The following is a 10178-nucleotide window of genomic DNA, read 5'->3' on the forward strand; positions in this document are numbered from 1 at the left end:
TAATTCCTTGACCACCATTGTTGAAACCCATTGCAGCTTCATCAGTGAATACAGAACTGAATACGTACTCAGCTCTATTGGTCATTATGTTCATACCTGAGTTCATCAATCTTGTAAGATCGGAACTTTTAGTAATAGCAACCTCCTCCGTTAATGAACCTGGAGTAAAAGGCTCTAATTGGTTGTCGCAAGAAACTAAAAGTGCGAACGACAACAACAATAATCCATATATTTTTTTCATAATTTGTCTAATTAAAATTTAACTTGTAATCCAAAAGTGTATAATTTCGGAGTTGGATATTGATATTGATCAGCATTTCTATCACTTTCTGGATCAAAACCTTGCCAGTTTGTAAAGTTATACAAGTTTTCACCTTGAAGTGTGAAAGACATATCAGTGATAAAAGTTCCGCTTAAGTATTTCTTTGGTACGTTGTAACCAACTTGAACGTTTCTAAGACGAACAAAAGAAGCATCTCTTAAGAAACGGTCAGAAGAATCTCCAGCACCTAAGTTAGTAGCAGATAATGAAGGAACATTAGTGTTTGTATTTGTTGGAGTCCAAGCATTTAACATGTCTGCACCAACCACAAATTGACCAATACTTCCTACATCATATAATCCATCTAAATCAAAGTCAAATCTCACTACATCAAATGCATAAGTAAATAAAGTTGAAGCGAAGAAACCTTTGTAGTTAAAGTCGAATCCAAAACCTCCAGAATAAACAGGAACGTTGTTAAGACCAACTGGTTTTCTATCAGCAGCAACAGGAGTTTCTGTAGCAGTTCCATCAGCAGCTTCGAACAATAAGTTACCAGTTGCAGGATTTACTCCTAAATAATGGAATACGTTTGGCTCATTGATAGCACCACCATTTTGTGTAATGTAGTTACCAGAAGCAATTACACCATTATTTGATTCAATTTTACTTACTTTATTATCATTGTAAGCTCCATTAGCTCTTAATGTTAAAGTCATGTCATTAGTTTTGATTAAATCATAAGTTAAATTCAATTCAAAACCTTTGTTTGTAATAGTAGCTTCAGAGTTTCTGTTGATTGAAGATACACCAGAAGTTGGAGTAACTGGAGAATCTAAGAATAAATCAGAAGTAGCTCTACTATAGTAATCGAAAGATCCTCTAATTCTAGAGTTGTTCAATTCGAAATCAGAACCAATATTATATTGTGTTGTAGTTTCCCATCTTAAAGCTGGGTAACCAAAGCTAATTGAGTAACCTGTACCACCGTTATAAACGTTGTTTGCAACGCTATAGATATCAGCAAACCCTGGAGGGTTGATACCTGCATAAACAGTACCAGCAACAATTCTTTGATTTCCTACCGTTCCGTAAGAACCTCTTAATTTCAATGAATTTACGAAAGTAAATTTGTCCATGAAAGCTTCTTCGTCCAAATTCCATCTACCACCTACAGACCAGAAGTTACCCCATTGGTATTCTTCAACGAATCTTGAAGTACCGTCTCTTCTTACAGAAGCTAAAATTCCGTATTTTTTGTTGTAATCGTAGTCAACAGATCCGAAGTAAGAAACTAAGTCATTTCTTAATTGGAGTACTGAAGCACTTGGTACATAAAAGTCATTCGCAGCAGTATCCGCAGCATATCCAGCTCCAGTGTTAGGAACCCATACCCCTGGGATCAAACCATTTCTTCTTAAGTTGTTCGAATGCAAACGAGAGTGGTTGTACTCAAAGTTAGCAAAAGCATTGAATGTATGTAATCCAATTTCTTTTGAATATCCTAATTGAGATAAGTTTGTAAAGTAAAACTCTCTTCTTTGGTTAACATCCTCAAAACCGTTGAAGTTACCACCCGCTAAAGAAGATACTCCTGGAGTTGAAGAGAATAATAATGCGTTAAAAGAGTTAGGTCCTTCTGATTGGTGGAATCGGTTACTGATTAACTGACCACCAGCTCTGTTTCTAATTGTGAAATCTTTAGAGATTTTGTAAGAAAGATCTCCAGTGATATCCACACGAATCTCATCTGTTAAGTTATCATAAGTAGCCAATTTATCCATCAACATAATTGGAGTTGCTAATAAACCTGGCGTGTTGTTGTAAAAATCAAGTGCAGATTGAGAACCTTGGTACTCATCTGGAGAAACGTAAGGAGCACCTAAAAATGCACCAGTAATGTAGTTTCTGTTGATTGCTCCAGTACCTAAGTTAGTTGCTTCGTTGTTTTTTGAATAACCAAAAGCAGTGTTAACAGAATACTTGAATTTTTCGTTAGATGATTTTCCAGTGATGTTGTTTCTTAAAGTGAATCTGTTTAATCCAGTAGTTCTAAGAATACCATCTTGTTGGAAATAACCTAATGAAGTGAAAGAGCTCATGTTTTTTCCACTGTTTTCAATACTTAAGTTGTGAGAAACAGAAGTTGAAGGACGGAAGAAATAGTTTACCCAGTCAGTATCAATTGCAAAAGCATCAATTTGAGCGTTAGTTAAAGTACCTCCTAAACCAGTACCTAAATTTTGCTCAATTTTCAATAATTGTCTTGAATTTGCATAATCATACTTTGGAGTTTGTAAGTAACCCGCTCCGTATTGAGAATCATACTTGAACGTAGTTTTAGCCTCACCAAATTTGGCTTGTTTCGTTTTAATAACGATTACACCATTCGAACCTCTATTTCCGTATTCAGAAGTTGCAGCAGCATCTTTTAATACAGCGATAGATTCGATATCGTTTGGGTTAATACTTCTAAAGTTATCACTGTTAGAAGGGAAACCATCAATTACATATAAAGGATCAGTACTACCTGAGATAGACCCCACCCCTCTAATGATAACTGTTGATTTAGCACCAGGTTGTCCAGTGTTAGCAGAGATGTTAACCCCAGCCAATTGACCTTGGATAGTGTTAATCGCACTCGCGTTTGGACGGTTTCCGATAGTTTCAGAAGAAACTGATGCAATCGCAGTTACCGCTGTTTTCTTAGAAACGTTTCGGTAACCTTGAGAAACTACTACTTCTTGTAATTTTACTCCATCCTGCATTTTTACATTTACAGTGTTTGAAGCACCTACTTTAGCAGTGGTTTCAGTCATTCCAACAAAAGAGAAAACCAATACGTCTCCAGCTTTTGCTTTGATAGAAAATTTTCCATCAACATCTGTTTGTGTTCCGATTTTTGTACCTTGAACAACAACATTAGCACCTGGTAGAGGACCTGATTGATCAGACACAGTACCTGTGACAATTTTCTCTTGTGCAAAAGAAAACTGCATAGTTAACGCTACTAGTAGCGTAAAAATCCATTTTAACTTTGATCTCATATTATTTTTATTTGAATTAGTTATTCAGCAAACTTCTTAATAATTTCTTAATTTACCAAACTTTATTAAAAAAAAATAAACTTTAACAATTGTTATAGTAATATACCATAGTATGAATTATTATAATCTACCTATGAAATTAATTAAGAATTAACCAACTATTTTTATAGTTTTGTAATGAATTATTCAATATTAAATTAATGTTAAATCGCTATTTTTTAGAGAATTGTATTGAGGCTGGAACCGATGAAGCGGGTCGGGGTTGTATTGCAGGACCAGTAACTGCAGCTGCTGTAATTCTCCCTGAAAATTTTTCAAATAAATTACTTACCGATTCAAAATTACTTTCAGAAAAAAATAGATTTGCTTTGCGCCCTATAATAATGAGTGAAGCGATATCCTTTTCGGTCACACATATAGAACCATTAATTATAGATGAAATAAATATTTTGAACGCTTCTCTAAAAGCAATGCAAGAAACTATATTAAAATTAAATAAAATTCCTCAACATATTATAGTAGATGGAAACCGCCCATTAATTTCAAAAGGAAGCCATTCTAATACAATAGGAAAAGTTTTTACCACCGAAGAACTAAAAATAATAAAATCGATTCCTAGTACATCAATTATAAAAGGGGATTCAAAATATTTGAGTATTGCGGCTGCATCAGTATTGGCAAAAACCTATCGTGATGATTACATGGATTTAATTCACGAAGAATTCCCTATGTACAATTGGAAAAAAAATAAGGGCTACCCTACAAAAGAACACCGAGCAGCGATTTTGAAATATGGAGTAACAAAATACCATCGAATGACGTTTCGGTTATTGGAAGATAAAAAATAATAGATGAAGAGATAATTGACTAAAAGATAATGTACTTTTAAAATTTGTACTAATTTATGTAATTCGTAGCAAAATGATATTTCCTTGCAAACTTTGCGGTTAAAGAAAATAAACGAAATACATAAAGTTGAAAGGGGAGAGATTTTTCGCCACAGATTTACACAGATTAAACGGATTTCCAAATAAACGAATTACCGATTAAACGATTAACCAAAAATTAAAATAATTTTCCTTGCGGACTTTGCGAAAAACTTTGCGGACTTTGCGGTTAAAGAAAATAAACGAAATACATAAAGTTGAAAAGGGAGAGATTTTTCGCCACAGATTTACACAGATTAAACGGATTTCCAAATAAACGAATTACCGATTAAACGATTAACCAAAAATTAAAATAATTTTCCTTGCGGACTTTGCGAAAAACCTTGCGGACTTTGCGGTTAAAGAAAATAAACGAAATACATAAAGTTGAAAGGGGAGAGATTTTTTGCCACAGATTTACACAGATTAAACGGATTTCCAAATAAACGAATTACCGATTAAACGATTAACCAAAAATTAAAATAATTTTCCTTGCGGACTTTGTAAAAAACTTTGTGCCTTTTGTGGTTAAATAAATTCACTTTCAAATAAATTCGAGAAGTGTTTCAAAATTCTATCTTTCACTTCCTGTTCATCCACTTTTTCTATCCCCATTTCTACATTTAAAGAAGTTACCGCTTTTCCTTTAATTCCACAAGGAATGATATTATCAAAGTAACCTAAATCGGCGTTAACATTTAATGCAAATCCGTGCATCGTAACCCAACGAGAAGCACGAACTCCTAAAGCACAAATTTTTCTTGCAAATGGAGTTCCAACACCCAACCAAACTCCTGTTTCACCTTCACTTCTTGTACCTATTATATTATAGTCGGCTAAAGTCAAAATAATTATTTCTTCAAGAAAGCGCAAATACTTATGAATATCGGTAAAAAAATTATCCAAATCTAATATTGGATAACCAACAATTTGTCCAGGTCCATGATAGGTAATATCACCACCGCGATTAATTTTATAGAATGTTGCGCTTTTTGCTTCCAATTGTTTTTCTGACAAAAGCAAATTTTCTAAATCTCCGCTTTTTCCTAACGTATAAACGTGCGGATGTTCCACAAACAAAAAATAATTTGGAGTTTGCAAATCGGTTTCCTCTCTCCTATTCTTGATTTTTAAGTCAACAATTCCCTTGAACAATTTTTCTTGGAACTCCCAAGTGGTTTTGTAATCTTTCAAACCTAGATCTTGAAATTGGATTTTTTTGTTCATTGTTTTTATTTGTGATGCAAAGTTACAAAGTTAAATACTTAAAAACTTTAAAAGGATTGTCAAATTAATTTTCAAATTTTCAAATTGCCACATTTTCAAATTTAACTATCTTTGCATTCTTAAAAACAGATCACAATGGCATTATCCGAGCAAGAAATACTTCGTAGAGAAGCGCTTCAAGAACTACGCAATTTGGGAATAAACCCTTATCCTGCTGACGAATTTGTTACAACAGCTTTATCAAATGAAATTTTAGCGAATTTCGATAAATTTGAAGGTAAAGAAGTCGTTTTAGCAGGTAGATTGATGGGAAAGAGAATTATGGGAAAGGCTTCATTTGCTGAACTTAAGGATTCTGAAGGGCGAATTCAAATTTACATTTCGAGAGACGATATTTCTAACGATGAAGAAAAAACAATGTACAATGTAGTTTTCAAAAAGCTATTGGACATTGGCGACTTTATTGGAATTAAAGGAACTGTTTTTAAGACCCAAGTGGGTGAAATTTCTATTCACGTTTATGGTTTAACCGTTTTGTCAAAAGCCCTAAAACCACTACCTGTTGTAAAAACCGATGCTGACGGAAAAACACACGATGCTTTTGCAGATCCGGAGCAAAGATACCGACGTCGTTATGTGGATTTAACAGTAAACGACCATGTGAAAGAAACGTTTGTAAAAAGAACAAAATTGTTCAATGCAATGCGTTCGTTTTTTAATGAACAAGGCTATTTAGAAGTAGAAACTCCAGTTTTACAACCTATTCCTGGTGGTGCTGCAGCTCGTCCGTTTATTACCCACCACAATTCATTAGATATTCCATTGTATATGAGAATTGCAAATGAATTGTATTTAAAAAGATTGATTGTTGGAGGTTTTGAAGGAGTTTATGAGTTTTCGAAAAACTTCAGAAATGAAGGAATGGATAGAACACACAATCCTGAATTCACTGCCATGGAAATATATGTGGCCTACAAAGACTACAATTGGATGATGAAATTCACCGAAAATTTATTGGAACACTGCGCTATTGCTGTAAATGGGACTTCGGAAGTTACTTTTGGAGAACATAAAGTAAACTTTAAAGCGCCTTATGCAAGAGTGACAATGACCGATTCTATCAAGCATTTTACAGGTTTTGATATTTCTGGAAAATCAGAAGCAGAATTATTTGAAGCTGCTAGAGGAATGGGAATTGACGTAGACTCAACAATGGGAAAAGGAAAATTGATTGATGAAATTTTTGGCGCTAAATGCGAAGGAAATTATATTCAGCCAACATTTATTACTGATTATCCAAAGGAAATGTCGCCGCTTTGTAAAGCACACCGAGACAATCCTGAATTGACAGAGCGTTTTGAATTGATGATTTGCGGTAAAGAAGTAGCCAACGCATATTCTGAATTAAACGACCCAATTGACCAAAGAGAACGTTTTGAACACCAATTAAAATTGGCTGAAAAAGGTGATGATGAAGCTACCGAATTCATTGATGAAGATTTCCTTCGTGCATTAGAATACGGAATGCCACCAACTTCAGGTTTAGGAATTGGAATGGATCGATTGATGATGTTTTTGACTAATAATTCTTCTATTCAAGAGGTATTGTTTTTCCCACAAATGCGTCCTGAGAAAAAACAAGTTCAAGTTGAATTGTTAGACGAAGAAAAATTAATTATTGACTTTTTAAAATCCAATGACAACAAAATGGATTTGGGTGTTTTAAAAGTAAAATCAGATTTAAGCGGAAAAAAATGGGATGCCGCAATGAAAGGACTTTCAAAACACGGATTAATAAAAGTTTCCCTTGTGGGAGAAAGTAAAATAGTAGAATTAACTAACTAAAATAAAACCATGAAACTAACTACAAAAATTTTATTGTCAGCATATATTTGCTTAGCAATTTCAAATACAAACGCTCAAACTTTCACTTGGGGATCGGCTTCGCCATCTTTAAAAGAAACTGATGCTAAAATTAGTAACATCGTTGACGCTAAATTTTATCAAACTAATTCTATCTACAATGATAAAATTTTTAATAGAACTGTACTATCAAATTCCTATTCTTTAATTAATTTAAACAAAGAAAAAACAAGTGATTTCAGTATTGGACAACCTGTAATGGGATTGGCTATGCAAACACATTTAGAAATGTTTCAAGAAAAAGGCACTAATAACATCATTTTTTTGGACGAATTTAATACCAAAACCAAAGAACGTGAGTTGTACTGGCAGAGAGTAAATTTGGAAACAAGTGAAAAGTCAAAACCGGAGTTTATAACTTCTATGCCAACAAGAAACTCATCCTATTTTATTTCTCAATCGCCAAATAAGATGTTTTATGCTGTATTTAAACAATATAATTTTGACAAAAAGACAAACGAAAAAGTTAACGTAACTCTTATCGATAAAGACTTTAAGGTAATTAGAGAAATTTCATTTGAATCGCAATATCTAAATAGAACTCAATCCGAACCAAAAATATTTGTATCTAATCAAGGAACTGTATTTGTGGTAAAAGAAATTGAATTGCAAAAAATGAAACCTTTCAAAACTGTTTTTTATTGGGATGGAAATGGAACGGCCATGCAAGAAACAAGCTTGAAGTTTGATAATGACTTTCAAATTTATCAATTTAAAGGTCACTTTGATGGTGACGATTTTTACATACACGGATTGTACACGAGAATTGGTTCAAAAGGAGTTCAAATGTATGGTGGTGGACTTCCAGCTGCCGGAATTTATGCTGCTCGATTTAACGGAAAAGGCGAGAAAAAATATATTGAAGCGAATGAAACAGGAGAAATTCCGGGCTTGAATTTGAAAGACTTTACATTCGATGGAATCAAAACATGGCTTTTTGCAGATAAAATGTTTTTATTGCAAAAAAACAAACCACCAATTCCTGGAGCAGGATCCTATAATTTTGAAAAAGATAATTTCTATTCAAATACCGCATTTGTATTCGGAAAATTAGATAATGAAACAGGAAAATTAGAATGGAAAAAAGAGCTGAAATACGAGGAACCTAACACTACTAATGATAACGGAACGTATCTTTCTTATTTGCCAATATTGAATAATAACCAACTTATACTCCTTTACAATGACACTCAAAAAACGAAAATTGACCGTTTTGTAATGGACGATCGTTTTACTGCTTTTGACACTTATGATGCAAGTGGAAATTTAATTTCAAATACATTAATTCCTGAAACTGGTTTAGAACTAAAATACAGATACAATTATGGTTTTGAAGAAAATTTCGATTTAGACACTACATTTTTAGTGAAAATTAAAGACGGAAAATACATTGTTAGAGCAAAATCAGGAGGTAACGAGAAATTTGGTTATTTAACATTCTAATTTATGAAAAAGAACATTTTATTAATCGCATTATCATTTGCTTTAAGCACAATAAATGCTCAGAACATTCAAACTGTAGGTATATCATTTACACAAACATTATTTCCTAAAAAAACGTTGCCAGCAAACATAAAAAATTATGTAGTAACTGTTACAACACCCTATTTAAAAGACGATAGCACTTTTAGAAAAATTGCTGAGGACAAATACCAAGAGGATTTGAAAAACTATCCAAATGTAGTTGCTGAAGCTAAGAAAAAGTTCAATGAAGTAGATTTGGTAAACCATAACATTAAAGTTGAAGAAGCTAAAGAACGATATAAATTAGAATCAGAACAGTTCAATAAAATGTCAACATTAGAAAGATTGGCATTAATCGATAAAAAACCAGTATTGCAATATCCTCCGAAACCAGTTTATTATGATCCTCCAGTTCCAAGACTAGAATCAATAAATGTGGGGGATGTAATTATTTATAATCCTGAAACATTAGCTAAAAATTACATTAAATTAAGTGGATTTGGTGATGGAAATGATGGACTACAAATTAAAATTGATTTCAAAGGATTTGAATATGTAGAGCCTGTAGCTTCGTTGGTAAATGTTGAAAATTACAATCCACAAACAAAAGAGAAATTTTATACAAAACAAACTCAATTTGTAACAAAATTCAGACATCCTACGATGCTTCAAATAAGTATTGATGGTAAAAGTTTGTCGTCAGGGATTTTTCAAGGAACAAGCGAATTTCAATCTAAAGCAACAAGTTCTAAGCCAACTCGACTGTATATCGAAAGACAAGAAATTGAGTCAATTATGGCAAGAATTAATCAATATTTGAACGATCAATATGGTTATGTTAAGGTAACTCGATATGCAAATGTATATACTGTGAAAAACAGAAAAGGAGAATATGACGACGTTGAAAAAGCCAGAGATTTTGCAGTTTCAGGATATAAAAATTATACCGAACATCAAGAAGATGCTGTAAAAGATCTTGCCAGTGCAATTGCTATTTGGGAAAAAATACTAACCGAAGTTAATTATGACGACAGTAAAGCAAGAATTGATGAAAAAGTGGGAATTGCGATGTTGAGAAATATTATTTTTGCAAGTATAATTACAAATGAATTTGAAAAAGCAACTAAATATTTAACCGAATTCAAAACTTTAAGGTTGAGTTATGACGACAAAAAATTTGTAGATACACACGAAAAAATGGCCGCTGAATTAAAGTTAAGATTTGAAGGTAAATAGAATTTCATTTTACTATAACTTCATAAAGTGTTAAATTAATTCTAAAAAGCAATATCTTAAGCATTGATACTTTACAAAAATGAAAAAAAAATG

Annotated in this window: 7 protein-coding genes; 4 read left to right on the forward strand and 3 right to left on the reverse strand. The window is 32.9% G+C overall.

The genetic code is table 11. The features are described from left to right. On the reverse strand, positions 1-241 hold a 241-nt coding region (locus AC9UFV_RS08610), incomplete at its 3' end, for a hypothetical protein (protein WP_509574864.1). 11 nt (positions 242-252) lie between these two features. After that, on the reverse strand, positions 253-3309 hold the full coding sequence (locus AC9UFV_RS08615) for a SusC/RagA family TonB-linked outer membrane protein (RefSeq protein ID WP_509574866.1): 3057 nt from the start codon (positions 3307-3309) through the stop codon (positions 253-255). 200 nt (positions 3310-3509) lie between these two features. Here AC9UFV_RS08615 and rnhB point away from each other — a divergent pair, with 200 nt between their 5' ends. Continuing rightward, positions 3510-4157: a ribonuclease HII gene (gene rnhB / locus AC9UFV_RS08620; RefSeq protein ID WP_509574868.1), complete on the forward strand. Its 648-nt coding sequence runs from the start codon at positions 3510-3512 to the stop codon at positions 4155-4157. Between the two features lie 606 nt (positions 4158-4763). Here rnhB and lipB read toward each other — a convergent pair. Then, entirely contained in the window at positions 4764-5471 is a 708-nt protein-coding gene (gene lipB, locus AC9UFV_RS08625) for a lipoyl(octanoyl) transferase LipB (RefSeq protein WP_509574876.1), read from the reverse strand. 126 nt (positions 5472-5597) lie between these two features. Here lipB and lysS point away from each other — a divergent pair, with 126 nt between their 5' ends. From lysS to AC9UFV_RS08640, 3 genes are read left to right on the forward strand one after another with little or no spacing between them, the layout of a single operon-like run. Then, positions 5598-7307, forward strand: coding sequence for a lysine--tRNA ligase (gene lysS, locus AC9UFV_RS08630; RefSeq protein WP_509574870.1), 1710 nt, complete (start codon positions 5598-5600; stop codon positions 7305-7307). Between the two features lie 9 nt (positions 7308-7316). Then, positions 7317-8828: a hypothetical protein gene (locus AC9UFV_RS08635; RefSeq protein ID WP_509574872.1), complete on the forward strand. Its 1512-nt coding sequence runs from the start codon at positions 7317-7319 to the stop codon at positions 8826-8828. A 3-nt stretch (positions 8829-8831) separates the two neighbouring features. After that, positions 8832-10085 carry a hypothetical protein gene (locus tag AC9UFV_RS08640; protein WP_509574874.1) on the forward strand — a complete coding sequence of 418 codons (1254 nt, stop codon included), beginning with the start codon at positions 8832-8834 and terminating at the stop codon, positions 10083-10085. Positions 10086-10178: the final 93 nt, after the last annotated feature.

Source organism: Flavobacterium sp., from assembly GCF_044349645.1.
Lineage (GTDB): Bacteria > Bacteroidota > Bacteroidia > Flavobacteriales > Flavobacteriaceae > Flavobacterium.